Source organism: Puniceispirillum sp. (SeqCode), assembly GCF_965657105.1.
GTDB lineage: Bacteria > Pseudomonadota > Alphaproteobacteria > Puniceispirillales > Puniceispirillaceae > Puniceispirillum.
In genome coordinates, this window is the sequence record NZ_CBFHNB010000012.1 from 1 (window position 1) to 23702 (window position 23702).

26 protein-coding genes and 2 pseudogenes are annotated in these 23702 nt (G+C 47.1%); 14 read left to right on the forward strand and 14 right to left on the reverse strand.

What is annotated here, in order from left to right:
* From ACTF7Q_RS02985 to ACTF7Q_RS03000, 4 genes and pseudogenes are all read right to left on the reverse strand, one after another.
* Positions 1-315, reverse strand: a pseudogene (locus ACTF7Q_RS02985) (hypothetical protein); the annotation flags it as partial.
* Positions 316-334: 19 nt separating this feature from the next.
* On the reverse strand, positions 335-1315 hold the full coding sequence (locus ACTF7Q_RS02990; RefSeq protein ID WP_438996368.1) for a membrane dipeptidase: 981 nt from the start codon (positions 1313-1315) through the stop codon (positions 335-337).
* A gap of 2 nt (positions 1316-1317) precedes the next feature.
* Positions 1318-2766 (reverse strand): aldehyde dehydrogenase family protein, encoded by a 1449-nt coding sequence (locus ACTF7Q_RS02995; protein ID WP_438996369.1) that lies wholly within the window; start codon positions 2764-2766, stop codon positions 1318-1320.
* Between the two features lie 56 nt (positions 2767-2822).
* On the reverse strand, positions 2823-3185 hold the full coding sequence (locus ACTF7Q_RS03000; RefSeq protein WP_438996370.1) for a GFA family protein: 363 nt from the start codon (positions 3183-3185) through the stop codon (positions 2823-2825).
* Between the two features lie 233 nt (positions 3186-3418).
* On the opposite strand from ACTF7Q_RS03000, the gene ACTF7Q_RS03005 reads away from it, so the two are divergent.
* Positions 3419-4444, forward strand: coding sequence for a DMT family transporter (locus tag ACTF7Q_RS03005; protein ID WP_438996371.1), 1026 nt, complete (start codon positions 3419-3421; stop codon positions 4442-4444).
* Positions 4445-4446: 2 nt separating this feature from the next.
* On the opposite strand, the gene ACTF7Q_RS03010 is transcribed toward ACTF7Q_RS03005, so the two are convergent.
* From ACTF7Q_RS03010 to ccmE, 4 genes are all read right to left on the reverse strand, one after another.
* The gene (locus ACTF7Q_RS03010; RefSeq protein WP_438996372.1) at positions 4447-5532 is read right to left on the reverse strand and encodes a cytochrome c-type biogenesis protein CcmH; all 1086 of its coding nucleotides are present in this window, start codon (positions 5530-5532) and stop codon (positions 4447-4449) included.
* Positions 5533-5609: 77 nt separating this feature from the next.
* Complete coding sequence (locus ACTF7Q_RS03015; protein WP_438996373.1) at positions 5610-6146, reverse strand: DsbE family thiol:disulfide interchange protein; 537 nt, start codon at positions 6144-6146, stop codon at positions 5610-5612.
* Complete coding sequence (locus ACTF7Q_RS03020; protein WP_438996374.1) at positions 6139-8118, reverse strand: heme lyase CcmF/NrfE family subunit; 1980 nt, start codon at positions 8116-8118, stop codon at positions 6139-6141. The genes ACTF7Q_RS03015 and ACTF7Q_RS03020 overlap by 8 nt, the downstream gene beginning before the upstream one ends.
* Entirely contained in the window at positions 8115-8567 is a 453-nt protein-coding gene (ccmE, locus tag ACTF7Q_RS03025) for a cytochrome c maturation protein CcmE (protein WP_438996375.1), read from the reverse strand. The genes ACTF7Q_RS03020 and ccmE overlap by 4 nt, the downstream gene beginning before the upstream one ends.
* Before the next feature lie 221 nt (positions 8568-8788).
* Here ccmE and ACTF7Q_RS03030 point away from each other — a divergent pair, with 221 nt between their 5' ends.
* From ACTF7Q_RS03030 to ACTF7Q_RS03040, 3 genes are read left to right on the forward strand one after another with little or no spacing between them, the layout of a single operon-like run.
* The gene (locus tag ACTF7Q_RS03030) at positions 8789-9166 is read left to right on the forward strand and encodes a c-type cytochrome (RefSeq protein WP_438996376.1); all 378 of its coding nucleotides are present in this window, start codon (positions 8789-8791) and stop codon (positions 9164-9166) included.
* Positions 9167-9218: 52 nt separating this feature from the next.
* On the forward strand, positions 9219-10370 hold the full coding sequence (locus ACTF7Q_RS03035; RefSeq protein ID WP_438996377.1) for an alpha-hydroxy acid oxidase: 1152 nt from the start codon (positions 9219-9221) through the stop codon (positions 10368-10370).
* Positions 10371-10394: 24 nt separating this feature from the next.
* Positions 10395-10922 (forward strand): copper chaperone PCu(A)C, encoded by a 528-nt coding sequence (locus tag ACTF7Q_RS03040; protein WP_438996378.1) that lies wholly within the window; start codon positions 10395-10397, stop codon positions 10920-10922.
* A 10-nt stretch (positions 10923-10932) separates the two neighbouring features.
* Here ACTF7Q_RS03040 and ACTF7Q_RS03045 read toward each other — a convergent pair whose 3' ends face one another.
* Positions 10933-11397, reverse strand: coding sequence for a flavodoxin family protein (locus ACTF7Q_RS03045; protein WP_438996379.1), 465 nt, complete (start codon positions 11395-11397; stop codon positions 10933-10935).
* A 114-nt stretch (positions 11398-11511) separates the two neighbouring features.
* On the opposite strand from ACTF7Q_RS03045, the gene ACTF7Q_RS03050 reads away from it, so the two are divergent.
* Together ACTF7Q_RS03050 and ACTF7Q_RS03055 are read left to right on the forward strand one after the other, a co-directional pair.
* On the forward strand, positions 11512-11826 hold the full coding sequence (locus ACTF7Q_RS03050) for a 4a-hydroxytetrahydrobiopterin dehydratase (protein WP_438996380.1): 315 nt from the start codon (positions 11512-11514) through the stop codon (positions 11824-11826).
* A 67-nt stretch (positions 11827-11893) separates the two neighbouring features.
* Entirely contained in the window at positions 11894-12523 is a 630-nt protein-coding gene (locus tag ACTF7Q_RS03055; protein ID WP_438996381.1) for an amino acid synthesis family protein, read from the forward strand.
* 83 nt (positions 12524-12606) lie between these two features.
* Here ACTF7Q_RS03055 and ACTF7Q_RS03060 read toward each other — a convergent pair whose 3' ends face one another.
* Both ACTF7Q_RS03060 and ACTF7Q_RS03065 read right to left on the reverse strand, forming a co-directional pair.
* Positions 12607-12921 carry an AzlD domain-containing protein gene (locus ACTF7Q_RS03060; protein ID WP_438996382.1) on the reverse strand — a complete coding sequence of 105 codons (315 nt, stop codon included), beginning with the start codon at positions 12919-12921 and terminating at the stop codon, positions 12607-12609.
* On the reverse strand, positions 12918-13652 hold the full coding sequence (locus tag ACTF7Q_RS03065) for an AzlC family ABC transporter permease (protein ID WP_438996383.1): 735 nt from the start codon (positions 13650-13652) through the stop codon (positions 12918-12920). Before ACTF7Q_RS03065 ends, ACTF7Q_RS03060 begins: the two co-directional genes overlap by 4 nt.
* Positions 13653-13862: 210 nt before the next feature.
* Between ACTF7Q_RS03065 and ACTF7Q_RS03070 the strand changes: the two genes are divergently transcribed.
* The gene (locus ACTF7Q_RS03070; protein ID WP_438996406.1) at positions 13863-14252 is read left to right on the forward strand and encodes a DUF6165 family protein; all 390 of its coding nucleotides are present in this window, start codon (positions 13863-13865) and stop codon (positions 14250-14252) included.
* Here ACTF7Q_RS03070 and ACTF7Q_RS03075 read toward each other — a convergent pair.
* Both ACTF7Q_RS03075 and ACTF7Q_RS03080 read right to left on the reverse strand, forming a co-directional pair.
* Positions 14245-15330 carry a glycosyltransferase family 9 protein gene (locus tag ACTF7Q_RS03075; protein ID WP_438996384.1) on the reverse strand — a complete coding sequence of 362 codons (1086 nt, stop codon included), beginning with the start codon at positions 15328-15330 and terminating at the stop codon, positions 14245-14247. The two genes, ACTF7Q_RS03070 and ACTF7Q_RS03075, sit on opposite strands and share 8 nt — an antisense overlap.
* Positions 15331-15461: 131 nt before the next feature.
* Positions 15462-16187, reverse strand: a complete 726-nt coding sequence (locus ACTF7Q_RS03080) for an FkbM family methyltransferase (protein WP_438996385.1) — start codon at positions 16185-16187, stop codon at positions 15462-15464.
* Between the two features lie 290 nt (positions 16188-16477).
* Here ACTF7Q_RS03080 and ACTF7Q_RS03085 point away from each other — a divergent pair, with 290 nt between their 5' ends.
* From ACTF7Q_RS03085 to ACTF7Q_RS03105, 5 genes are all read left to right on the forward strand, one after another.
* Positions 16478-17677 (forward strand): phosphoglycerate kinase, encoded by a 1200-nt coding sequence (locus ACTF7Q_RS03085; protein WP_438996386.1) that lies wholly within the window; start codon positions 16478-16480, stop codon positions 17675-17677.
* A 61-nt stretch (positions 17678-17738) separates the two neighbouring features.
* A complete protein-coding gene (gene msrA, locus ACTF7Q_RS03090) occupies positions 17739-18380 on the forward strand; it encodes a peptide-methionine (S)-S-oxide reductase MsrA (protein WP_438996387.1) in 642 nt (213 codons plus the stop codon).
* 123 nt (positions 18381-18503) lie between these two features.
* Positions 18504-19064: a hypothetical protein gene (locus tag ACTF7Q_RS03095; protein ID WP_438996388.1), complete on the forward strand. Its 561-nt coding sequence runs from the start codon at positions 18504-18506 to the stop codon at positions 19062-19064.
* Between the two features lie 177 nt (positions 19065-19241).
* Positions 19242-19367: a type B 50S ribosomal protein L36 gene (gene ykgO, locus ACTF7Q_RS03100; RefSeq protein WP_083775255.1), complete on the forward strand. Its 126-nt coding sequence runs from the start codon at positions 19242-19244 to the stop codon at positions 19365-19367.
* A gap of 197 nt (positions 19368-19564) precedes the next feature.
* Positions 19565-21052 carry an FAD-linked oxidase C-terminal domain-containing protein gene (locus ACTF7Q_RS03105; RefSeq protein WP_438996389.1) on the forward strand — a complete coding sequence of 496 codons (1488 nt, stop codon included), beginning with the start codon at positions 19565-19567 and terminating at the stop codon, positions 21050-21052.
* Here the strand turns inward: ACTF7Q_RS03105 and ACTF7Q_RS03110 are convergent.
* Positions 21049-21141, reverse strand: a pseudogene (locus ACTF7Q_RS03110) (hypothetical protein); the annotation flags it as partial. The gene ACTF7Q_RS03105 and the pseudogene ACTF7Q_RS03110 sit on opposite strands and share 4 nt — an antisense overlap.
* A 20-nt stretch (positions 21142-21161) precedes the next feature.
* On the opposite strand from ACTF7Q_RS03110, the gene ACTF7Q_RS03115 reads away from it, so the two are divergent.
* Complete coding sequence (locus tag ACTF7Q_RS03115) at positions 21162-22394, forward strand: FAD-binding protein (RefSeq protein WP_438996390.1); 1233 nt, start codon at positions 21162-21164, stop codon at positions 22392-22394.
* Positions 22395-22408: 14 nt separating this feature from the next.
* Complete coding sequence (gene glcF, locus ACTF7Q_RS03120; protein ID WP_438996391.1) at positions 22409-23698, forward strand: glycolate oxidase subunit GlcF; 1290 nt, start codon at positions 22409-22411, stop codon at positions 23696-23698.
* The last annotated feature ends 4 nt before the right edge of the window (positions 23699-23702 follow it).

A 23702-nucleotide genomic window follows, 5' to 3' on the forward strand; every position in this document is an offset into this window, starting at 1 on the left:
AAATGTGGCATCCCACGCTTCGGCAATAACGCGGTCAGACCTCAGCTCATCAGGCAAATCATGGGCAAACGCAACCAATGTATAAGTGCGCTGAGGGCCAATAGCACTGTATGTGGCCACGCCGACACCATTGGCATCAATGTCCCAGACGGGGCGCGTGAATGTCCAATTTTCGCTTTTGAGGCGACGAAGCAAGACCCGCATGAAGCTGAGCCGGCTTTGATGGAAAGACCCCATCCGCGCAAGACGCATGACATCGTTACCTGCCCGGAGTGGTATTTGTGTCTGGTTATTTGCCGAAACAGTCTTTCCCATAGATTTACCTTGTTAAATCTTAAACGCCTAATGCACCAAAATTGTTATCGTAAAACCGCAACCAGTTCTCTCCCATGATAGCGGCGGTTTCTGTCGTCGAAAAGCCATGAGCCATCAAGCCTGCTTCAATATTGCCAAAATGGCGATTATCTTTAAACCACTCTGGCATGGGGGGAAAGCCTGCATTTGAGGCCGATCCTTCACCATAATCGATATCTTTTGTCCAGCGGCCAACGCGCATCCATTCAACAACAGAATCTGGCTGATCCTGACATAAATCCGAACCAAGACCGATATTATCTATGCCCATCAAATCGGCTGTTCGCGCAATCATCTCGCAAAAGCTCGCAAGCGTGCAGTTTGATTTATCTTTCAGATGATGCGGATAAAGCGAAAATCCGAGCATACCACCGGACGCGCCTAAAGCTTTTAAAACATCGTCAGACTTATTTCGTTTAGCTGGATGCCAGAAATCAGGATTAGCATGGGTTATGGCTATGGGACGTTCGGACACATCTATAGCATCAAGCGTTGATCGTTCGGCAGAATGGCTCATATCAACGACCAGTCCAACGCGATTCATCTCTTTGATAACCTGCCGTCCCATCCGTGTGATGCCAGTATCTTCATCTTCATAACAGCCGGTAGCCAGCAGGGATTGATTATTATAGGTAAGCTGCATAAATCGTGCGCCAAGGGTGTGGCATATTTCCACCAGCCCAATATCGTCTTCAATAGGTGAGGGGTTCTGAAAGCCAAAGAATATAGCAGTCCGTTTTTCTGCCTTTGCACGGCGGACATCGTCCCCAGTCTTGCCATGGAAAATTAGCTGAGGAAAGCGATCAAACCAGAGATTCCATTTTTCGACATTGGCAACCATTTCACGAAAGCTCTCATGATAGGCGATGGTGACATGAATCGCATCGACATTGCCTTCACGCATTTGGCGGAATATTTTTTCAGACCAATTGGCATATTGTAAATTATCGATCAGATGCATGATTATTCCGGCGTTCCTGACGCAATATAGGATGTTTTGACAGTGGTGTAGAATTCTTCGGCATAACCACCTTGTTCACGCGGGCCATACGAGCTGTCGCCACGACCACCAAACGGCACATGATAATCGGTGCCAGCTGTTGCTAGATTGACCATGACACATCCAGTGCGGGCATTACGACGAAAATGTGTTGCACGTGCTAGTGATTTTGTGATGATCCCCGATGTTAGGCCAAAATTTGTATCATTCACAAGGTTCAGAGCCTCATCATATGAGCCAGCTTTGATAATACATGCGATGGGCGCAAACATCTCTTCACGGTTGATTCGCCAGTCATTGCGGGTATTGGCAACTAAAGCTGGGGTCATGTAATAGCCCTCGGTCTCGCGCGATACGCGTTCGCCGCCACATAAGATTTCACCACCCTCGCTTTTGGCTAGATCAATATAAGCCATATTTTCGTTTAACTGCGTTTCACTGACCACTGGCCCCAACTGGGTGCCGTCTTTAAGCGCATGATCCACAACCATCGACGAGGTCGCCTTTGATAGTTTTTCGACAAATTCATCATGAATTTTTTCATGCACAATGAGGCGTGAAGAGGCGGTGCATTTCTGGCCAGTGCCGCCAAATGCCCCACCTAATGCACAGGTGACAGCCAGATCAAGATCGCCATCATCCATAACGGCTAATGCGTTCTTTGATCCCATTTCCATCTGCACTTTGGTTAGATTGCCGATTGCCGATGTTGCAATCTGTTTACCAACATTAACCGAACCGGTAAAGCTGATGGCGTTGATCGCCGCGCTTTCAACCAGAGCTTGGCCAATACGGCCGCCTGGACCCATCACTAGGCTGAACAGGCCTTTTGGTAAGTCCTGACGTGCGATGATCTCGGCAAGGGCGACAGCAGAAGCTGGCACCAGATTAGCTGGCTTCCAGATAACGGCATTTCCGAATGCTAGCGCCGGTGCTATTTTCCAGACGGCGGTGGCTGTAGGAAAGTTCCATGGGCTGATGATGGCAACAATGCCAACAGGCTCTCGTCGCACATCAATCTCGATATTGGGGCGCACAGAGTCGGCTGTATCACCCATTTGCCGTAATGTTTCTGCGGCGTAATAGGTAAAAAACTGTCCAGCGCGGTAAACCTCGCCTTTGCCTTCGGCTAACGGCTTTCCTTCTTCTCGGCTCAACAGAGTGCCAAGCTCAGCGCTACGTTCCATCAGCTCATTGCCAATATTCATCAGGGCAGTCTGGCGGGCTTCAAGACCCGTTTTCGCCCAGATTTTTTGGGCAGCTTCAGCCGCTTCAAAAGCCATGTCCAACTGTGCCTGGCTAGCCTGGGCATATGTGCCGATAATATCGCTTAGGTCAGACGGATTCTGGTTTTCGATGGCACTGTCGCCCTCGAGCCATTCGCCCGCAATATAATTTTTCTGTAACGCCATGCTTATGCTCCACGCTTTTGCTTATGGTAAATTTAATGTGCACCGTTTTAGGTGTTTTAATCTTCTTTAGTGACGGAGAAACTTCGCCCGTCAACCTGAGTGAATTTAGTGATACTATCTTTATCCACCCCTTCAATACAGGCAACGTTATAGGCAAAGCAAGGTTTGCTTCGCCGCCAATGATGCGTATAGATGCCACAATTTTTGCAGAAATAGTGCCGCGCCACTCCGGTATTCCATTGATATAGTCCTAAACTGTCTTCACCTGACACAAGAACAAATTCCTCTGGTTCTGCCTGTGCCATAAGCGCATTTTTGCGGCTGCAAAGCGAACAGTTGCATTTCACAATATCACGAAGCCCGCTATGGACTTCGAATTGAATGTTTCCACAATGGCATGAACCTTTGAGAACTGTCATCAATACACCCTATTTCTGGTAAGTCAGATTGCATCCTACATAGGCTAGATGTGAAGCATAAATTATAAGAACACACTGCCTCAAGACATGTTTTATATCAATCTGAATTCTCAATGGCGAGATATGCTGGTTATTGGGGTTTGAGTTGATAATATTTGATGCTTTCGCAGAATTGAAATTGCTGATAGAGGACATTAATCCTTGGGTGATACGTAGTTTGAAAGATATTTGGTATGTGGCAGTATAGTTTTAATAAGCCCGTTATTGTGCTTGCGCTATTTGCCTTTGGCATGACTGTTATTCCGATTAATGATGCGCTTATAAAGTTGATGAGCGTTTATCTGTCGCTTGGTCAGATCATGTTTTTGCGGGCGATACTTTCAATTATAATTGTTATGCTTGTCAGTCGAGGCATATCCAAAATGTTTAGGCTACCAGCACATATATTCTGGCAGTTTGTAGGGCGCGGCATGTGCATTGTGGTGGCGATGATTAGCTTCTTTGCCGCACTTGGTAGTTTGCCCTTGGCCATAGCCATTTCGATATTCTTTGTATCTCCGCTTTTCATCACCTTGCTTTCGGTGCCAATTCTTGGAGAAACCATAGGTATTCATCGTGCTATTGCGGTTTTGATTGGGTTGGTGGGAATGATTGTCATTATTCAGCCTGGTGGTGATGAATTCCGTCCAGAAACATTGCTGGTTGTGCTGTCGGCATTAAGCTATGCCCTATGCCAGATATGGACACGGCGTCTAAGCGGCATGGGAGATCTGGCCACCATGGTATCAGTCCAGCAAATTTGCTATTTAGTGGTTGGCGGTTTGCTGTTGGTGATGAATATATTTATGCAGCGTCCGGACAGCGATAATCCAACGATCGATTTTCTGTTGCGTGCGCCTGCATCGCTATCGCTGATGGATTATCTGTTTATTCTGATTTGTGGCATTTCGGTTTTATTGCTGTCTGTAACGTCAGCCCATGCCTATCGCGTTTTAGAAGCGTCGGTGATCGCGCCGTTTGAATATGTGGCGATCCCGTCAGGTATTTTCTGGGGCATGTTGATCTGGGATGAATGGCCTGAGACCAGCGCCTGGATCGGGATGGGCCTGATTTTGATTGGTGGCCTTTACATGGTCTATAGAGAAAAGGCGCGTGACGTTGATGTAACTTTGTCTGCCCCTATGCCAGCCGCAGCGGCACCCTCGCAGAATTTAGATTATAGAGATGATGATATTACTGACGACGACGCAAATAAATAGACCTACATTTCCGCTTTAATGGCAGCAATCTGAGCTTTAAGCATGGGTAAAGCTGGTGCGTCTTCTGGCAAAGCATCAAGCAGTTGTTGCCACACGTCAAGGGCGAGGTCTTTCCGGCCATCTTGATAGGCAGCCAGACCAGTTAAAAACAATGCCCTTGGTTGGGTTGGATCACGTTCCAGAATGCTGGCCAGACGTTCTCGCACAGGCAATGTAACCTGACCTTCTGCAGCGCGCACCATTGCTTCGGCTTGAATGGCCATAAGCGGCGTAGAGTTTGGCGCAATTTCAAGCGCCATGCCAAGGGCAAATAATTCTGTTTCATAATCATTCAACACGCTCGCTTTGTCAGCCAGATTCAGCCAGTTAGCTATATCATCAGGGTTGGCTTCTGTTGCCTCTTGCGCTTTTTGCAACGCATCAATGCTGGCAGCGCGCATTTGCTTGAGGTCGCTACGTTCCTTTGCGATATCTGTTTGCCGTGCGGCCAGCGGCTGATCAGGCAGGTCAGGTCGCCCAAGTATCGCATATATACCCAGAACAAGCGCGATCACACCCGCGCCCATGATTAACATAATGGGGGTGAATCGTGCTGTTGGTTTTGCACCTACGCTTACACTTACATCTACACTTTCACTTTCAGAAACTTTAGTTGTGGTTGGCGCAGAGGATGTAGCAGAGGATGTGGCAGATGATATGATTGTTTCGGGGGACGGCTTGCGTCGTGCCATGAGGATGATAATCAGACCAAGCCCAAGCGCTATGATAGGGGCACCCCACAAAAGCCATGTTGATGAAGATACAGGCGGTTTGAACAAGACAAAATCACCATAACGTTCACGTATAAACGCTATGACTTCAGCATCCGTATCCCCGGCGACAAGACGCTGGCGGACAAGTTTGCGCAGATCAACCGCCAGTTCAGCGTCAGAATCATCGATTGATTGATTTTGGCACACAAGACATCGTAATTCGCGTCCGATAGTACGTGCGCGCATTTCCATCGCCGGATCATCCAGCCTTTCTTCGACAGTGATCGCCCAAGCCTGTTGTTGATATGGGGCGATTGGCATAATAAGCGCGCTCATTAAAAGCGTCCCCATCAAAAGCGCCCTAATCAAAAGCGATAAGTTGATAAGACGCAGTTGCGCTAGCCATTGGCGTATCATAACCCCAGACTTTCCAGAATTGGCTCAATATCTTGTTCTAGAACCTTGCGGGTAACAGGACCTGCATGGCGCAATAGAATCATCCCGTTTTTATCGAGGATAAAGGTTTCTGGAACGCCATAAACGCCCCAACTGATGGCGGTCATGCCATCCTTATCGACCAAAATAGCACTAAATGGATTGCCGTATTCGGTCAGAAACGTCTTTGTATCTTCATGCCGGTCTTTATAGGCAATGCCAACAATGCCTATACGCTTTGACAGCAGCCCAAGGGCAGGTGCCTCGGCCCGGCATGGCGCACACCAAGAGGCAAAATAATTGACCAAAATGGGTTGACCTTTAAATTGGGCGAGGTCGGTTTTGTTGCCGTCCATATCGGGCAGAATAGTTTCAGGTGCCGGTTTGTTGAGCAAGGCTGAGGGAAGCTGATTATCCGAACGCTGACCATCAAGCATACCGATTAATGCCCAGCCAGCGATCACGGCGATCAGCAAAAAGCCAAATAAAGGGATAATGAAGGTTGCTCTATTCATGATGTGGCATCATTTTGTTGCGTGTTCGACGTCCACCTATCATGGCTAGTGCGCCGCCCAAAGCCATGACAATCGCCCCAATCCATATAAACCCGATAAAAGGGTTTTGATATATACGTAATGTCCAGCCAATGACGTCGTTACCATCACCAAGAACAGCATAAAGATCACCTGAAAGACGGCTTCTTATGGCAGCTTCTGAGGTGGTTTGCTGTTCGACAGGAAAGCGACGTATTTCTGGTGTCAAAATGTCCAGCTTTGACGCGTCTTTGTCATATAGATGAAGCAGGGCTGTCTGGGTGACATAATTAGCCCCTTCGCGTGCTTCGACGCCTGCAAATTCAAAATAGCGTCCCTGTCCAATAACCGTATCAGGTAAATCAATGACGCTGTTGGCTTTGGCGCGGGTGATAGTCTCACTTCGATGATAGCTGTCAGCCACCGCGCCAAACAGGAATAAAGCAAAGCCAAAATGCGCCAGAGTGACAGCATGGCTGGCCAATGGCAAACCTGTAAAACGCCGCCAGCTATGTGCAAAAGGCACCTTGAACAGCTGTATACGAACCGCTATTTCAGCTATTATACCGGCCATTAGCCAGATGATAATACCAGTTGCCGCTATTGCTGAAACATTGACCTTATTCAGCGCAAAGGCATATGAGATCATGGCGACCAGTGCGGCTAATGCCATCATGCCTAAAATACGCCACAACCCGCGCAATGACTGTTTGCGCCAAGCACAAAGTGGGCCAATCGCCATCCCGATTGCCATTAGCGCCAGAAGCGGATTAAATGTCGCATTAAAATAAGGCGGGCCAACCGATATTTTACCACCATTGGCAAGCTCGTAAGCTAGGGGGTATAAGGTGCCTGTCAAGACAACAACTGTTGATGACACCAGCAAAAGGTTATTCAATATCAACATACCTTCACGACTATTAATGGCAAAATCGCTTGAGCTTGTCAGTTGTGGGCCACGCCATGCAAATAGCGCTAATGGAATGCCGATAGCCACCATTAAAATGGCCAGAATGAACACGCCGCGTGAAGGATCGCTGGCAAAACTATGCACCGATACCAGAATGCCTGAACGAACAATAAACGTACCCAGCAGTGATAATGAAAAAGCCAGTATAGCTAGCAAGATAGTCCAGCTTTTTAGCGCGCCGCGCCGTTCAAGCACCAGCACAGAATGAAGCAAAGCTGTTGCAACGAGCCACGGCATTAGCGAAGCATTTTCAACCGGATCCCAGAACCACCAACCGCCCCAGCCAAGCTCATAATAAGCCCACCAGCTGCCCAGTCCGATGCCTAGCGTTAATGCGCACCAAGCGGCCAGAATAAAGGGCCGCACCCACCGCGCCCATAATGTGTCAATATGCCCCTCAATCAATCCGGCGACCGCAAATGCAAAGGCTAGCGACAGCCCAACATAACCAATATAAAGCATAGGCGGGTGCATCGCGAGGCCGGGATCTTGTAATACCGGGTTAAGACCGCGCCCATCCAAGGGGGCATTAGCAAGCCGCGCAAAAGGATTTGAGGTGAACAGGCTAAAGGCGATAAAGGCGGTCGCAATCACCCCTTGTACAGCCAAAATGCGGGCTTTCAATATAGCTGGCATTGACGTGAAACCTGCTGCCAAAGCGGCGGCAAACAAGCACAAAATTAAAATCCATAAAAGCAAAGAGCCTTCATGATTGCCCCATAAGCCAGATATTTTATAGATCATTGGCTTTGATGAATGTGAATGTTCAGCGACCAATGCGATAGAAAAATCTGATGTAACAAACCCATGCATAAGGGCCAGAAAAGCAGCCATTACGAAACCACAAGTAATTAGTGCGATCGTCGAGGTTGCGGTAACCATTTTAGGATTATGACTGACTATGCCATAGCTAGGCACAAAGATTTGTAAAACCGAAAGCGCAAACGCTATAATCAGAAAAAGATGCCCAGCTTCAGCGATCATTGTGCGTCACCTGTTTCCATTTCACTACCTTGCCATACGCCCTGTTCTTTCAATTTTTCGGCAACATCGGCAGGCATGTAGTTTTCATCATGTTTAGCAAGAACATTATCGGCCATGAATACCCCATCAATAATGCGCCCTTCGGCGACAACACCTTGGCCTTCGCGAAACAGGCTTGGCAACGCATTACCATATGTGACCGCTATGTCATATTCCCCGTCAGTGACAACAAATTTTGAGTCTAGACCTACAATATCGAGACTGCCGTTTTTCACCATGCCGCCAAGACGCAATTGCTGATCACGGCCAAGATTTGTTTCAGCAATCTCTTTGGGTGTGTAGAAAAAAACGATATTATCTTGCAATGCTGTCAGCGTAAGGGTCACAACAACCCCTAGCAAAGCGGCGTATGACGCAATAATTAACAATCTTTTGCGCTTTGGTATCATCAAAAGCCCCTGATTAATTCCATCAAAAGAATATGGGCATTGGTATGCCTAAACGCCAGTTTTGGCAAGATATTCACCCCTTCAAAATAGCGGCATGATGGCGCATGAAAGAGCTTGCTGTTGAAATTCAAGCGAGAGCATTGTTATATCATTCATGTTAATTAAGCTTCATCAACGCTCAGAATAAGCGTGCGGCATGTTTCAGATAAAGGATCGTTTCCATGCGGTTACCTAAAGTTTTGTCTCAACTGGTATTAACTATCGCACTCTGTTTTTGGGGGGGAACGGCTATAGCTGCTGATGTTGCTAATGGCGAAAAAGTGTTTAAGCGCTGTAAAGCCTGCCACTATGCTGACAAAGGCAAAAATAAGACCGGCCCGCATCTCGTCAATATCATTGGGCGTAAAGCCGGTTCGATAGATGGGTATAAATATTCCAAGGCGATGCGTGAGTCCGGGCTTATCTGGGATGAGGCCACTTTAACGGCCTATTTAAGGGCCCCTAAAAAATTTCTCAAAGGCTCGAAAATGGCGTTTGCAGGTCTGAAGAAGGATGCAGACATTCAAAATGTGATCGCATATTTGAAAACCCAAAAATAAAAGCGTAAAAGAATGTCTCTTGTTATTGTGAGCATTTGCTCCAGAGGTTTTTATGGACTTAATGAATCGTTATCCACGGTTAAGCGATCTGCGCCCAGTCGCATCGCGACGTATTCCCAAATTTGTTTTTGCCTATCTGGACTCAGGTACAGGGCATGATACGACGCGCGATGAAAACCGTGCCTATCTCGATTCTATTCAACTCACACCTCAATTTTTGCGTGGTCGGATTGATGCTGATATCAGCACTACATTGTTTGACAAAACCTATCAGGCACCTTTTGGTGTGGCACCAATTGGCCTTGCCTCGCTGATCTGGCCAGGTGCTGAACAGATTTTGGGCGCAACGGCAAAGCGCAACGGCTTTCCCTATGCGCTTAGCACTGTCGCGAGCGACTCGGTTGAACGTGTGAGTAAAGTAGCTGACGATATGACATGGTTTCAGCTCTATGCCCCGCGCAATCGTGAATTGATGAAAGATCTTCTGAGCCGGGCTCGGGCGTGCGGCGTTGAGAATATTGTTTTGACTGCCGATGTGCCTTCACCAAGCCGCCGTGAACGTATGCGGATTGCTGGTGCGCCGCTGGGTAGTCGAGGTAATTCGAGTTTTAGCCCACAGGTTGTGTGGCAAAGCATGATGCGTCCTGAATGGGCAATTCGTACTTTGCTGAATGGAGGTGCGCGGTTCCGCAATATGGAACCTTATGCCAAAAATGATGGCGCGATGGGTATAACCAAATTTATTGGCGAACAGCTAAACGGCTCGCTTGATTGGGACTATCTGGCTGACATACGCGCCGAATGGGAAGGCAAGCTCATTCTTAAAGGTATTTTGCATGGTCAGGATGCGGCGCGCGCTGTGAAAATGGGTGTCGATGCGCTTGTTATTTCAAACCATGGTGGCAGACAGCTTGATGCCGCACCACAGCCTCTTGCCCAGCTTGCTGGCATTCGTGCCGTCGTTGGCGATGATATACCGTTGATTGTTGATAGCGGCATTCAATCAGGTCTTGATGTTGTTCGCGCGCTGGCAATGGGCGCAGATTTTGTAATGATTGGTCGTGCCTTTATGTATGCAGTCGCCGCTTTGGGTAAAAAAGGTGGTGATCATGCCGCAGAGATTTTGCTTGAAGAAGTGCGTGATGTCATGGCGCAACTTGGACTGCAAACCATTGCCGACGTCAAATCTCTTAATCTGCAATAATTATCGTCTATAAGAGGTCAAAACATGCCCAGCTTGGATACTATTTTTTTGCCACGGTATTTCTGCCGATTCTTTGTGTTGTTATTCGTTTCGGTCTTTGACATGCAAATGGCCCATGCAGACATGCAGGTTGGAACATTGGTGATAAGTGACATTGACATTCGTGCCACTGCGCCTGGCATGTCGGCAACGGCGGGGTATCTAACGATTGCCAATCATGGGATGAAAGCTGATCGCCTTATAGCTGTAAAAGCCGACTTTGCCGAAAGATCAATGATCCACGAAATGACCAATGTCGATGGAATTGCAAAAATGCGGCATCTCATGGGCGGCGTTGAAGTGCCTGCGCATGGTAATGTGGCTTTAGAACCTGGTGGTCTGCATTTGATGTTCATGGGGTTAAAAGATACGCTGGCTGTTGGACAGACATTGTCAGTCACGCTTGTTTTTGAACAGGCAGGTGCGCAAAAACAGCATGCTATGGTCAAGAAACCTGCCGATATTGGTGGCATGTCAACTGATCCCAAAACCAAGAAAAAGCATTCGCATTAATTATGTGTGGCTAGAAAATTCCGGCATCTATACCAGCAGCCATACCCAATGATAATTCGGCAACCTCATCGATAAAAGCTGAATTCCAAGTGCCATGCAGAACCAATGGCGGTGCCATCATTCGCCATCTCAAACCATTGAGAATACTGTTTAACGCATGTGTGGTTGCGGTGCCGTCAAGGCCAGCGCGAATGTAAAGCCCAACAGCTTTGCCAGCACTTATATCTATCCAGTCATTATAGCATCGATCAAACATGTCTTTGGTTGCCCCCGCCATGTAACCAATATTTTCGGTTGTGCCAATAATAACGCCGTCGGCTTTTATTACGTCTTCGGTTTGGACATCAAAGGGGGATAAAAGCCTGACGTTAAGATCATGTGTGTCATAGTCATTTGCGGCATCAAAAGAGGCGCGCGCTAACGCTGCCGTATTGTCCGACGGTGCATGGGCAATAATCAAAAGCTGTTTTTTCATATTGATATTATACCCATGAAAAAGGTATGTGAATAGAGGTGCTATTTTGCACGGTCACATCGCCCCGCTCATTGACTATCATGTGGCGTTCACCGAATGAAGGGAGAGCTTTCTATGGCTCTAAAAGTTGAAAAATTAAATCAGGACGCTATTGAAAAGGCATTAGGTGCGCTTGATGACTGGCGTATAAGTGATGATCATATAGGTCTTGAAAAAACGTTTCAATTTACCGATTTCAATGCGGCTTTTGGGTTTATGACACGGGTTGCGTTGGCGGCTGATAAAATGGATCATCATCCTGAATGGTCAAATGTCTATAACAAGGTACAGATGAGATGGACAACGCATTCCGAAGGCGGCATCAGCAATCTTGATGTTATTCTGGCTGAAAAATGTGACGCATATGCCAAAAGTACGTCGTTGAAATAATACGGGCAATCACTAGGCCGTTTGAACAAACTTAAAATCTGCAATTCACATATTTGATAGGTTCACCATGTCCAATAACAGTATCACGCCCGAAATCCGTAAACCCGAAATCCGTAAAATTGTCACCTATGAAGACACAACGTTTATTGAGGGATTTAAAAAAGCGCCTGAACCATGGCGTATGTTTGCGGCAGCGGTCGTATTCACAAATCCATGGGCAGGGCATTTCGTTGATGATTTGCGCCCCGGTATTCAGGCGATAGCCCCAGTGATTGGAGAGATGCTTAGTGCGCGTGTTGTTGAAATGGCAGGTGGCGGTGATCAGATACAGGCTTATGGCAAGGCGGCAATTGTGGGAATGAATGGTGAGATTGAACATGCGTCTGGCGTGACCCATACCCTACGCTTTGGCAATTTCTATCGTGAGGCGGTAGGGGCGAAATCATATCTAAGCTTTACCAATCTTCGCGGCCCAGCCAATACCGCGATTACCATTCCGATGATGGATAAGGTAGATGTGGGACGACGGTCACATTATTTGACTTTGCAATTTGCCATTGGTGATGCGCCGGGACCGGATGAAATTCTGGTAGCACTTGGCGGTGCTACGAATGGACGCCCGCATCATCGCATTGGTGATCGTTACCAAGACCTTGCCGAAATGGGCAATGATGTGGATAATCCCGCGGGCGTTTAATGGTTTCACAATTTTTCCCATATTACAGTTTGTTTCAACCAGTGATGTGCAGGCCACTGCTAAAGGCCAGAGCTGTTTAAAACCTAGAAACCGAAATAGGTCAGTGTCCATAATACCATCAGGCCTGTCGAAATCGTGGCCAAAACCGAACGTGTAATCAGGGCAATGACTATGGCCACAAGCGCCGCATAAAAACGTGTATTATCGACAATCGAGATCATGCCAGCATCGTTGAACAGCACCGCCGGTGCGATGATTGCAGTTAACACGGCTATTGGTACAAAACTAAGCGCATCTTCGAGCCAGCTTGGTAATTGTTTGGGAGAATAGCCCGAGAACATGCTAAATCGTGTGGCAAAGTTAATCAGTCCTGTAGCGATGATGACAAGCCAGATCATGACGTATCTCCGGCATCCTGTTTTCGCAAGCGCCGCGTTACAGTTTTGACGCTCCAGCCAGCCGCAATCCCGCCTATGGCCGCCAGAACAATCCATATTTTGAAAGGTAAATCTTGACCTGTAATGGCGATGGTTCCAGCGGTGATGCAGGCCGTCAGATCAGCTCGAGACGTAATGGCGGGGGCTACTATGGCGATGAATGTCAGAGGAATGGCAAAACCAAGCGCCCATTCAGGTGGAATTGATGTGCCCGCTAAAACGCCTGTGATGGTTGCACATTGCCAGCTAATCCATAATGTCAGGCCAGCGCCAAGCAGATGGAAATGCTGATTTGGACTATAGGGCTTATTCATAAAGCGCCGGATTGAGAGCGCATAGGCTTCGTCAGTGAGCAAATAGCCCAGAATAACCCGCCACCGTAGGGGAAGAGGCCTCAGATAGGAGGCCATTGACGCGCTGTAGAGTGCATGGCGTAGATTGATCACGCTTACGGAACCGCCCACTACCAAGGCTGGAATATTGCTTGCCCATAGTTGGACAAAGACCACCTGACTGGCACCGCCAAACAAAATGGATGACATCATGATTGTCTGCAATGGCGTTAATCCGCTGGTAACACCTAGCACCCCAAAAACAAGCCCAAAGGGAATAACGCCAAGCATCATTGGCAGTTCGTCACGCACACCGAGCCAGAACTCGTCTTTGGATGATGTTACGGCTTTGTCGGGCATGGGATCTGCGTTTGTAATTGGATTTTTTTGGTGCATGTCAAATATACTGAATAAGCACCATTTACATCTATTATCGAACCTCTGACAAGTAGGCGGCGTAATATTTGGATATGGTTTTGCTGCTATTGATTTGCACCTATCTGCAAATCAGATAAGATGCGGCGATTAAAATAACGGCGAAAGGTTAGTGTCGTGTTGCTCAATGTGCCTATGTCAGTTGGTGAAGTGCTAGATAAGATCACCATCCTGGAAATTAAACTGGAAAATATCAAAGACGCTGCGAAATTAGCCAATGTCGAATCAGAGTTAGCGCATTTGCGGCCGCTGGTTTCGGGTGAGACTTTTTTAACCGATCATATGGTCGATTTGATTGACCAGTTGAAGTCGATTAACAAAGCGCTGTGGGATATCGAAGATGATATCCGAATAGAAGAATCCAAAGGTGATTTTGGCCCTCGATTTATCGAACTTGCCCGGGCTGTATATGTGACAAACGATCAGCGTGCGCATATCAAGAAACTTATCAATGTGGCCACGGGTTCGACAATTATCGAAGAAAAATCCTATGAAGATTATAGTCGTAATGAGACCGTTAGCTAGATAAAGAGCCTAGATTCGTAATCTTTGATAGTTTGTCGAATGCCATGATGATTTTTTCAGTTGGGATAGAGCTAATGTCGTCATCATCGGGTGCTGCAACTGCTTGGCTTATAGACCGATAGCGCAAAATATTGCTTTCGCGGGCAAATAGAATCAAAGCAGGCAAATTGCAATTAAGGGCAAGGTTGGCGGTGAATGAATCCACCCCAACATAAAAGTCAGCACGATGATATAGTGCCACATCTTTTGCCATAGATGGATTATGCGCCAAACTGTTCATCAATGCAGTTTGTATTTTATGGCTTTTGTCGGCGGTCATGGCCTGCCACTGTGTCATACATTCTTCGTGATAGGCACGGGCGTCTGGCCCTGCATTTAAGATAAATGTGCCACCAGTTGCTTCAGCCAGATGCAAAACTGTTTCTAATGCCGCGCTTATGGACCAGCGGCGCATGGGATCAGCGGCGAATAGATTCAGAATTATGATAGGCCCCGATAACGGTGCCAGCATCTTGTCAGCTTCAGCCAACGCCAGCTTTGAGGGCAGAATGGTTGGCGTTATTTCATCCAGAGTCAGACCACGTGAAGCAATAAAATCATCGATCGCGCCGATAAAGGGGCGGTGCCCCCATACATCACTGCGGGTGCCTTTAGTGTCATGAAATCGTTGATGCAATATGACGCGATCAATCCAATGGCCATACAAACCAACACGATAGCTGATGCCAGCGGCCATGGCGGCTATTTTGAAACTGGTTGAGCGATGCATAAAAATAGCGGTGTCATAGGCTTGTTGTTTTATGTCATTCACGGCTGCTTGACCGCGAATGGAAGGCACATAGCGCCGAAGAGGTCTTGCATCAATAATCTTGCCAACCCACGGGCTGTTAGCCAGAAGCTGCCCTATGGGGCCTGGATGAATGCAGGCAACATCTATCACCCCATCCTTAGTTGCTGACGCAAGGGTGCGTAGCTGGGTTAGATGATAAATCTGGTCGCCAATCCCGCCAGCAACAAAACCGATACTATGCCCGAATGCAGGTTTTGAATCCGAAATGTGAGCATTGTCAGCAATCATAAAACGCTACTTGATATATTGCGCACAATGCCCAACGACATCGACACAGTTAAAAATATCTTACTAATGTAGCATTTTATTATATTTAGGCGAAAATAATATTTGGGTTTAACTCATATGGTTAGACGGCGTTATGGCTTCGTCAAAATATACTCAATGTTCTGTTTATTTTCTCGGGACCATTTGATCACAAATCCATGCGATTCAAGCGTGTCAATGAGATGAAGGTTTTCTCGTTCTATTTCTATGAAAATATCACGTAGAATCTCATTTCCAAGTAATTTTTGAGCGCCTTGTAAAACTCCGACCTCAGCGCCATCAACATCAATTTTCAAATGTGTAGGCACAATTTCACGATGTCTTACAAAATCATCAAGCGCTATGCTTGGCACTTGATAGGTATAAGGGACGTTTTTTTTGTGCAGGCCTCGAATATGCGTGTCAGAATTAACTTCTATATCAACTAAATCACCAGATTTGGCACCAATAGCAGCAAAAACAAAGGAAAAGCTATTATCATTCAAGACGCTATTGAGAGCGCAAAAATGTGCGCCTAAAAGTCCGCAATCAAACCCGACAACGGTGATGTTTTTATCTTTGAGTGATGAGGCCCAAACGCTTTCCTGTCCATAGTTGGTGCCGACATCAAAAAAAACCGAATTTGCGGGTAAATTATCAATCCATTTATAAAGCTCGGGCTCGCGGTTTCCCGCTGCCATCTGAGTCAAGTCCTGAGCTACGTAATGGCTGAAATAGGGAACAAAATATTTGGCTTCGACATGTTTTGTCTTGATATGCATAACGTTTGGAAAAAGTCGGAACAAACGTCCTATAAAATGGCTTACACTAGATAACATAAATTATTTTCCATTAGATTAGGATAGAATCGGCATATGTGCGCTAAGAAGCTAAAATAGAATAATCAAAAATCTAGGTTTCTGCTTTTCGACAAATCGTTTACTAAGTAGTGCTTCTATAAATAAAAATGTGAAATGTTGAAGTGGTTGCTTGCTTGCTATGATCACATTCAGGTTAAGATGGTTATATTGATTCTGCCATATTTGACCAAGATAAATCGCCTCTAAACCACACATAATATGTTACTGGTAATGTGTTATTGGCAGGACGACTCAAATGGAGACAGATTATGACAGCCCCCTTTTTATTCGCTGATGAGCTTGATGTAAAAGGAAAGCGCGTACTTCTTCGCCTTGATCTCAATGTGCCGGTTCAGGATGGTAAGGTCAGTGAAGATACGCGCATAAGACGCATTCTACCCGGACTAAAGGATATGCTGGCGGCGGGAGCCGCGGTGATCATTTTGACCCATTTTGGCCGACCTAAAGGCAAAGTGATGCCTGAATTTTCGGTGCAACCGATAGCAGATTGTATGGCCAAGCTTATTGGTAAGCGGGTGACAATCGAGTCTGATGTGATAGGTGCTGGCGGCAAAACAGCTGCTGCTGGCTTAAAGTCTGGGCAGATATTGATGATGGAAAATTTACGTTTTTTCCCCGGTGAAGAGGCAAATGACGCCGATTTCGCGGCCGCACTTGCGGCACTTGGCGACATATATGTTGGCGATGCTTTTTCATGCACGCATCGGGCGCATGCGTCGGTTGAGGCCCTGCCAAAAATGATGAAGGCAGCGGCTGGGCGGGCGTTGGGAGCTGAATTAACAGCATTGGAATCGGCGCTTGCTAATCCAAAAAGACCTGTGGCAGCCCTTGTTGGTGGCGCCAAAGTGTCCACTAAGCTCGATGTGCTCAATAATCTTGTGACAAAGGTGGACGGACTCATTCTGGGTGGTGGCATGGCAAATACATTTTTGCTTGCCAAGGGATTTTCTATTGGGGCGTCTCTGGCCGAACCCGATATGGTTGATATAGCCAGTGCCATTATAAAGCGTGCCGAAGAAAGTAACTGTAAACTCATTTTGCCTGATGACGCTCTAGTAGCTGGCGAATTTAAAGCTGGGGCGGCGCATCGTATTGCCAGCATCGATACTATCGAAGATGGTGATATGATTCTGGATGCGGGGCCAAAATCGATAGCGTCGGCGATTGCATTTCTGGCGACTTGTAGCACGGTTGTCTGGAACGGCCCAATGGGTGCTTTTGAAATACCGCCTTTCGATACAGCTACAAATGCTATCGCAAAAGCTGTTGGGATTCGATCAGCAGGCGGCAGTATGATGAGCGTGGCTGGCGGTGGTGATACATTGGCGGCACTTGCAAATGCTGGTGTCAGTGACCAATTCAGTTATATATCAACGGCTGGTGGTGCGTTTCTGGAATGGCTTGAAGGCAAGACATTGCCAGGCGTTGAAGCGTTAAGAATTAACTAGTGGTGCGTTATGATTACGGGGTGAAACAACCCACATGACCATATAAGTTTGCGGAGATATTATGTTATTTCAGAATCCTTTCAAATCGCGCTTGCCTGAAGACCCGGAAGCTTTGCCTGGTCGATCTAATCCGGTTTTTACGGGTGAACCGCATTGTGTGCTTGGCACACCGACAATAGCGCCATTCCCCGCGCATCTTCAGCAAATTATCTTTGGCCTTGGCTGTTTCTGGGGCGCTGAGCGTCTGTTCTGGGTCATTGATGGCGTCTATTCAACGGCTGTTGGCTATGCGGGTGGCAAAACACCTAATGCAACATATGACGAGGTTTGTTCAGGTCAAACTGGTCACAGCGAAGTTGTGCTTGTCGTGTTTGATCCAGCGATTGTTGATGTAACATATTTATTGAAGATTTTCTGGGAAGCCCATGACCCAACTCAGGGTTATCGCCAAGGTAATGATATTGGCACGCAATATCGCTCGGCCATTTATGCTGATGATGCGGCACAATTAGCTGTTGTTCGGGAATCGGCAAAGGCCTATGGACAGGCGTTAAAAGCATCGGGTAATAGCGAAATCACCACAGAAATCAGGCTGGCACCGCCATTCTATTATGCTGAGGATTTTCATCAGCAATATTTACATAAGGTGCCTAACGGGTATTGCGGCCTGCAAGGAACGGGCGTTGCGTGTGTGCTCGATTGAGTTTTGATAGGCTGCCCAGAATGAGGCCATAATAACGCCTCATAAAGTTGTCAAAATTATAAAATACTTCGCAAAAATCGTTAATTCTATTACTCAGAAAAGTCTGAGTTATGGAGATTGACGATGGCTAAATTAAGCTTGTTTAAGGCAATGGAACGGATTAGCAATGCTGATTTTGGTCTGGCTATAAGATCATTTAAAAAGCAAACCAGTAGGGTGCGATCAAGCATGTTCGCAATAGCTGTTGCGATCATGTCGTTTGGATATCTAGATGTTGCTGAATCTTCTGATATTGGCGGGCGTGATTTATATATAAAAACTGGCGCTGTTGTGACTTATATTCCCATTACCCAATTAAAGGCAAAATCTAAACCGCAAATTATTGATATTGTTAGTAGTGCTGTTGAGAGAACCGCCCAAGGGTTGCGTGGGTTATCACCCGATCAGATAAACCAAGCGCTCATCATCGCAAAGTCTGATCTTTGTGCCGAGCAGGTTCTAAAGCGTGTTCAATTAATTTATAGGCAGGCAGCGCATACGGGTATAGATATTGAAACGCTTGTTATGCTTGATAATGTATTTGCCGCTAATGATATGACAACACCTAAAGCGGCAGATATTTTAGATTACGACGGTGTATCGGGCGTGCAGGAAGACAGATCACTGGTCGTTCAGCTTAACTAGGCGTATGTGAAAACAACTGTTCAATCTGCTGTTTAGGGCATTGACCTATTGATAGTCAGGTGTTAATTTCCGCGCCAATTGAGTTTTAAAGGGTCTAGCGTTGCGCTTAATTGTTTATAGCGCTCTAAACCATAAGAAAGACAGCTGATATAGTTGTCAAAATCGGAGTCTAGGATTATGAAAGTCGCAAGTTCGCTAAAGACATTGAAGTCTCGTGATCGCAATTGTCAGGTCGTGCGTCGTCGCGGTCGGCTTTATGTTATCAATAAAAAGAACCCACGTCTAAAGGCGCGTCAGGGTTAATCAGATTCTCTCTTTTTGGAGTTAACGATGCGGCTGGGGAAACCTGGCCGTTTTTGTTTGAAATAATCATCTGAAAAAATTGAAAAATCTGTCTAATCAGTCCAAAATATAATCTATCAATGGGGGATGGGTTTTATATTGTAATGGGATAGTGCGCTATAGAAGCACATATTACGTTTGCATAAGGAGTGCGGAAAATGCATATGCCTGAACCTGATCATGATGTGATTGAAAGGCGCGATGAAATTTGCGCTACGTTACGTACGATTATTTCGGCTGAATGCGTGATTGACTCGGTAGAGAGCATGCGTGCCTTCGATTCTGATGGTCTGTCTGCCTATCGCCAGCTTCCACTTGCTGTTGTTTTGCCTGAAACTGTTGCGCAGATCGCTGCCGTGATGAAATGGTGTCACCAGAATGGCGTAAAGGTGGTGCCGCGTGGTGCAGGCACGTCTCTTTCAGGCGGGGCTTTGCCTTTAGCTGACGCGGTTCTTCTAGGTCTGGGAAAATTCAATAAAATTCTAGATATTGATTTTGATAATCGCTGTGTAGTTGCTCAGCCAGGGGTAACCAATCTAGCGATTACCAATGCGGTAGAGGATCAGGGGTTCTATTACGCGCCTGATCCGTCTAGCCAGATTGCCTGTTCGGTTGGTGGAAATGTTGCCGAAAATTCGGGTGGCGTTCATTGTTTGAAATATGGCCTGACAACCAACAATCTGCTTGGCATTGAAATAGTGACGATTGAAGGAGAAATTCTGCGTCTTGGCGGCAAACATCTGGATGCTGGTGATTATGATCTGATGGGCATCATGACTGGCTCGGAAGGTTTGCTTGGCATTGTATCCGAAGTAACGTTGCGCATTCTACAAAAGCCTGCCACGCGCCGGGCTTTGCTTGTTGGCTTTGATGATACTGAGTCTGCTGGCAAGGCTGTTGGTGATGTTATTGGCGCTGGTATTATCCCAGCTGGTATGGAAATGATGGATGGTTTGGCCATTAATGCGGCAGAAGATTTTGCCAATGCCGGATATCCACGTTCAGCTGCTGCTTTGATCATTGTCGAGCTTGATGGGCCGGAGGTTGAGGTTGATACGTTGATAGACCGGGTTGAAGTGATAATGAAACATGCTGGCGCATCGTCAATAAAGGTCAGTCAATCTGAAGAAGAACGCACCCTTTTTTGGGCTGGACGTAAATCGGCGTTTCCTGCGGTTGGGCGTATATCGCCAGATTATATGTGTATGGATGGCACGATCCCACGTCGGCGCTTGCCCGATATGATGATCCGGATGGCGTCACTCAGCCAGAAATATGGACTTCGTGTTGCCAATGTATTTCATGCCGGTGACGGGAATCTTCATCCACTCATTCTTTTTGATGCGAATGAACCAGGTGAGCTTGAACGCGCAGAGGATTTTGGTGGTGATATCTTGCGCGCCTGTGTTGAGATGGGTGGTGTCTTGACAGGTGAGCATGGTGTCGGCATTGAAAAACGCGATCTGATGGGTATCCAGTTCACCGAAGATGATATGAAGCAACAACAGCGTCTAAAATGTGCCTTTGACGCCGATCACTTGCTCAATCCTGGCAAAGTGTTTCCGCATCTTCATCGCTGTGCTGAACTTGGCAGACTCCATGTCCATAAAGGCAAGATGCCACATGCCGATATCCCTAGATTCTAGATTTTGATACAAATTTGCCCAACAGACCCAGTTAGGCGAGACCCAGTTAAGTGAGTCCCAGCTAAGTGAGACCCAGCTAAGTGAGACCCAGCTAAGTGAGATAAGGTTCATGGCTAATTCATTAGCAACGACATCAGCGCATAGCCTTGCCGATGTAAGCGACATCATTAACGCGGCGATCGCTGATGAGATGCGCCTAGAGGTGCGTGCTATGGGCACAAAAAAAACCCTGGGGCGCATGGGTACTTATGATGGCGTTCTTGATGTTGCTAAGATGTCGGGTGTTGTTGATTATCAACCCGAAGAACTGATTCTGACATTGCGTGCGGGAACCCCCTTGGGTGACGTTGAAGCTTTGCTTGAGAATGCCAACCAGATGCTGGCTTTTGATGCGCCGGATTATGGCAGGTTTCTGGGAGCTGGCGATGCGGGTACCATTGGTGGGGTGATGGTGGCAAACCTATCAGGGCCGCGGCGGCTGACAGCAGGGGCAGCGCGTGATTTCATGCTTGGCTTTGAAGCTGTGTCAGGTCGTGGTGAATTGTTCAAGTCGGGCGGCAAAGTTGTCAAGAATGTGACAGGCTATGACCTATCAAAGCTGATTTGTGGTTCTTTTGGCACATTGGCGGTGGTTGATGAAATAACCCTCAAAACCCTACCGCGTCCAGAAACCAGCCTTTCGCTTTTGTTTCCTGCTGACGATATGGCCAGCGCGACCAAGATGATTGCTGATATATTTGCGACACCGCATGAACCAGGATCAGCAGCTATTCTGCCGCGTGATCTTGCCAAAAGCGCGGGAATAGATATGAATGCGCCCATGATTATTGTGATCCGCCTTGAAGGTATTGCCGTATCGGTAAATGACCGTGCAACGCATCTTTTGAATGCCAATTCAACGGGCGAAAAGCTGGCGCATGATAAATCTAAAAATCTATGGCAAAAAATTCGTGATGTTGATCTGCTTTCTGGCACCAAAGCTGATGTATGGAAAGTGTCCTGCCCACCATCTCTAGCGGCAGAGTTTCTTGATAAACTAGGCCAACAGGTTGAATTTGCGTTCTATGCTGACTGGGCTGGTGGGCTTATCTGGTTATCAGGCGCGTCTGATGCAGATTTTGGTGTTGCCGTCCGAACGGCATTAGGCGCTGACGGATTTGCAATGTTGATGAAAGATAGCGGGAAGGCCAAGAATGGGAAGGGCAAGAATGGAGAGGGCAACAATCACATCCCGCCATTTCACCCATTGGCAGCGCCAATGTTTGAATTACATAAACGTGTAAAAGCGGCCTTTGATCCAAAATCTGTATTGAATTTTGGCCGCATGCATGACGGCATTTAAGAAAGGTTAATGTCTTGCAAACGCACTTTTCGCTTGAACAGCTTAGTGATCCAAAAATTAAAGAAGCCAATGATATTTTGCGCAAATGTGTGCATTGCGGCTTTTGCACGGCAACCTGCCCGACATTTGTAGAAACAGGTGACGAGCGCGATAGCCCGCGTGGACGTATCTGGTTGATGCGTGAATTATTGGAATCGCCAGACACCGTATCAAAAGATACCCGGCATCATCTTGATCGTTGCCTTGGATGCCAGTCCTGTATGACAACTTGTCCTTCGGGTGTTGATTATGTCCATCTGCTTGATATAGGCCGCGAAAGAATCGACGTGGTTGCCCCGCGGGGGCTTGGTGATAAACTAATGCGCCGGATGCTTGGCATGACCATTCCCTATGCGGGTCGTTTTCATATGATGATGCGTTTTGCGGGTCTGGGGCGTCTTTTTGCACCGCTCATGCCACGCCAACTTCAGGCGGCATTGAATAAATTACCCCGAACCCTGCCAAAATTAGACGCGATTGGATCGCAAAATGAAATTTTTCCAGCAAATAAGCGCCAGCCGATTAAGCGTGTCGTGTTGCTGGCGGGTTGTGCGCAACGGGCGCTGGATCCAGATATTAACCGCAGCACAATCCGCGTTTTGAACCGGCTTGGTGTTGAGGTGGTGGTGCGCGCGCAGGCACATTGCTGTGGGGCGCTGACGCATCATATTGGTGAAACCGCGTCTGCGATGAAAACGGTTCGTCTGGCGATCGATGCGTGGGATGAAGAGATCAATGGTCAAGGTGTAGATGCCATTATTGCCAACGCTTCTGGTTGTGGAACGATGGTCAAGGATTATGGCCATGTGATGGCTGATGATCCTGCCTATGCGGCGAAAGCAAAGCATATATCAGCACTTTGCAAAGATGTTTCGGAAATTATAGATGACATTGGTCTCGATGACATAATCAAGCCGGTTGAAGGTGGGGTCAAACCTGTTATTGCCTATCATTCCGCCTGTTCACTGCAACATGGTCAAAAAATCCATGATGTGCCACAAAGCCTTCTGCGGCGCGCTGGCTTTGACGTGCGCCAGCCGGTGAATGGCCATCTTTGTTGCGGGTCTGCAGGTGTTTACAATATTTTACAGCCAGATATGGCTGATAATTTGAAAGCGCGAAAAAAGGACAGCCTTGTCAAAATTGGTGCAGATTATGTGGCAGCTGGTAATATTGGCTGTATTGCCCAACTCAATGACACTGATTTGCCCGTGCGCCATACCGTTCAGTTTATCGACTGGGCAAGCGGAGGGCCAAAGCCCTGATATG

Bases quoted from the DNA above. Each gene is read 5' to 3' on its own strand.
- ACTF7Q_RS03115 (WP_438996390.1), top strand. From the start codon at position 21,162: ATGGCTAATTCATTAGCAACGACATCAGCGCATAGCCTTGCCGATGTA.
- ACTF7Q_RS03060 (WP_438996382.1), bottom strand. From the start codon at position 12,921: ATGATCTGGCTTGTCATCATCGCTACAGGACTGATTAACTTTGCCACA.
- ACTF7Q_RS03065 (WP_438996383.1), bottom strand. From the start codon at position 13,652: ATGCCCGACAAAGCCGTAACATCATCCAAAGACGAGTTCTGGCTCGGT.
- ACTF7Q_RS03000 (WP_438996370.1), bottom strand. From the start codon at position 3,185: ATGACAGTTCTCAAAGGTTCATGCCATTGTGGAAACATTCAATTCGAA.
- ACTF7Q_RS03055 (WP_438996381.1), top strand. From the start codon at position 11,894: ATGTCCAATAACAGTATCACGCCCGAAATCCGTAAACCCGAAATCCGT.
- msrA (WP_438996387.1), top strand. From the start codon at position 17,739: ATGTTATTTCAGAATCCTTTCAAATCGCGCTTGCCTGAAGACCCGGAA.
- ACTF7Q_RS02990 (WP_438996368.1), bottom strand. From the start codon at position 1,315: ATGCATCTGATCGATAATTTACAATATGCCAATTGGTCTGAAAAAATA.
- ACTF7Q_RS03070 (WP_438996406.1), top strand. From the start codon at position 13,863: ATGTCAGTTGGTGAAGTGCTAGATAAGATCACCATCCTGGAAATTAAA.
- ACTF7Q_RS03035 (WP_438996377.1), top strand. From the start codon at position 9,219: ATGGACTTAATGAATCGTTATCCACGGTTAAGCGATCTGCGCCCAGTC.
- ACTF7Q_RS03005 (WP_438996371.1), top strand. From the start codon at position 3,419: ATGTGGCAGTATAGTTTTAATAAGCCCGTTATTGTGCTTGCGCTATTT.
- ACTF7Q_RS02995 (WP_438996369.1), bottom strand. From the start codon at position 2,766: ATGGCGTTACAGAAAAATTATATTGCGGGCGAATGGCTCGAGGGCGAC.
- ACTF7Q_RS03050 (WP_438996380.1), top strand. From the start codon at position 11,512: ATGGCTCTAAAAGTTGAAAAATTAAATCAGGACGCTATTGAAAAGGCA.
- ACTF7Q_RS03015 (WP_438996373.1), bottom strand. From the start codon at position 6,146: ATGAATAGAGCAACCTTCATTATCCCTTTATTTGGCTTTTTGCTGATC.
- ACTF7Q_RS03010 (WP_438996372.1), bottom strand. From the start codon at position 5,532: ATGAGCGCGCTTATTATGCCAATCGCCCCATATCAACAACAGGCTTGG.
- ykgO (WP_083775255.1), top strand. From the start codon at position 19,242: ATGAAAGTCGCAAGTTCGCTAAAGACATTGAAGTCTCGTGATCGCAAT.
- ACTF7Q_RS03080 (WP_438996385.1), bottom strand. From the start codon at position 16,187: ATGTTATCTAGTGTAAGCCATTTTATAGGACGTTTGTTCCGACTTTTT.
- ACTF7Q_RS03045 (WP_438996379.1), bottom strand. From the start codon at position 11,397: ATGAAAAAACAGCTTTTGATTATTGCCCATGCACCGTCGGACAATACG.
- ACTF7Q_RS03040 (WP_438996378.1), top strand. From the start codon at position 10,395: ATGCCCAGCTTGGATACTATTTTTTTGCCACGGTATTTCTGCCGATTC.
- ccmE (WP_438996375.1), bottom strand. From the start codon at position 8,567: ATGATACCAAAGCGCAAAAGATTGTTAATTATTGCGTCATACGCCGCT.
- ACTF7Q_RS03020 (WP_438996374.1), bottom strand. From the start codon at position 8,118: ATGATCGCTGAAGCTGGGCATCTTTTTCTGATTATAGCGTTTGCGCTT.
- ACTF7Q_RS03030 (WP_438996376.1), top strand. From the start codon at position 8,789: ATGCGGTTACCTAAAGTTTTGTCTCAACTGGTATTAACTATCGCACTC.
- ACTF7Q_RS03095 (WP_438996388.1), top strand. From the start codon at position 18,504: ATGGCTAAATTAAGCTTGTTTAAGGCAATGGAACGGATTAGCAATGCT.
- ACTF7Q_RS03105 (WP_438996389.1), top strand. From the start codon at position 19,565: ATGCATATGCCTGAACCTGATCATGATGTGATTGAAAGGCGCGATGAA.
- ACTF7Q_RS03085 (WP_438996386.1), top strand. From the start codon at position 16,478: ATGACAGCCCCCTTTTTATTCGCTGATGAGCTTGATGTAAAAGGAAAG.
- ACTF7Q_RS03075 (WP_438996384.1), bottom strand. From the start codon at position 15,330: ATGATTGCTGACAATGCTCACATTTCGGATTCAAAACCTGCATTCGGG.